Raw genomic sequence first — 1,551 nt, 5'->3', positions numbered from 1 at the left:
CAAAAAATCTAAAATTTAACTATTTAGGGTTTGTCACGAAAAGTGTGCACCATAAAAAAATAATTAAACATCTATTAGGCTCGTCGATAACAATGTGTAAAATTTTTAAATTAAGGAAGGTAGCAGGTTTGTCAAGAAAAGTGTGTAAGTAAAATTGATTAAGACATCTATTTAAGATATTTTTCAATACGAGATGTAAAAATTTCATTAACCATAAGTTGATTCAACACTTTTGACCAATCGCGAATGGTTCCGTTATTCCATTTCTTTTCTAGCTCTGTACAGCGTAAGTATAATAATTTGAATAAGGCGTTTTCATTTGGAAAGGCGCCTTTTTTCGTTACTTTGCGAAAACTTGAATTGATCGACTCTATCGCGTTAGTGGTATACATAATACGTCGTACATCACTTCCATAATCATATAATTGTTCTACAAATTTGAAGTTCCTTTTCCATACTTCAATAGCTCCAGGATACTGTTCCCATGTTCGACAAAAAGATTCAAAGGCTGCCGCTGCCGCTTTTAAATTTGGTGCCCCATATACTTTCTTTAATTCTTGTGTGAACTTTTTATAATCCTTACTAGGGACGTATTTAATGGAATTGCGGATCAGATGTACGATACATCTTTGAACAATGATCTTAGGAAATATTGCTTTGGCTCCTTCTTCCAGTCCACTAACTCCATCCATCGACATAAAGAAAACATCTTCTATCCCTCGTGCTTTCAATTCATCAAATATCTGCATCCAATAATTCTTACTCTCGCTTTCACTAAGCCATAATCCAAGGATATCTTTATGCCCATTCAAATCGTAGCCTAATATCGTGTATACAGCGCATTCTTTCGCCTCATAGCCACTACGCAATGTCACATACATACAATCTACGAACAAGAAGGCATAGCACTTCTTTAATGGTCTATTTCGCCATTCTTCTAGTTCTGGTAATATGGCATCTGTAATATCGGATACCATTTCATGAGAAATTGAAAATCCATAGATATCTTCTATTGTTTTTGATATATCACGTTGACTCATTCCTCGTGCATACATCGCCAATACTTTATCTTCTATTCCTGAAACATCTCTTTGTCGTTTTGATATCAGCTGTGGCTCAAAAGAGCCATCACGGTCTCTTGGTGTATCTATCGTGATATCTCCCTTTGTAGTATGAACAGTTTTTTGACCATATCCATTTCTACGATTCTGCGTTTGTTTATATTCTTTATTATTATTCTCATATCCTAAATGATGACTCATCTCACCTTGGAGCAACGATTCAAATATCGGACCAAAAAGTTCTTTGAGTGCTTCATCTGCATCTTCTGCTGATTGTGGATCAAATTGTTTTGCGATTTCTTGCGCGAGTGCTACTGTTTTTGGATCTCTTTTTATTCTTGCCATATGTTATTTCCTCTACTTTCTTTTATTGTATCATAAGCATATAAAAACTGTGTATCGTTAAGTCGTACGCTCTTAACTTACACAGTTTATTTTACACTCTCGAGAACATCCGTTATCACAGCCTTCATATTATCTTAAAATCCCA

General features: G+C 34.9%; 1 protein-coding gene. It reads right to left on the bottom strand.

Annotation, left to right across the window (positions count from 1 at the left end; genetic code table 11):
• Positions 1 to 167: 167 nt before the first annotated feature.
• Positions 168 to 1,406 carry an IS256 family transposase gene (locus I1J71_RS08580; protein WP_195184455.1) on the bottom strand — a complete coding sequence of 413 codons (1,239 nt, stop codon included), beginning with the start codon at positions 1,404 to 1,406 and terminating at the stop codon, positions 168 to 170.
• Positions 1,407 to 1,551: the final 145 nt, after the last annotated feature.

Origin of the sequence: Streptococcus infantis (genome assembly GCF_015546995.1) — a bacterium.
Classification (GTDB): domain Bacteria; phylum Bacillota; class Bacilli; order Lactobacillales; family Streptococcaceae; genus Streptococcus; species Streptococcus infantis_J.
This window is presented reverse-complemented; position numbering and strand designations above follow the sequence as displayed.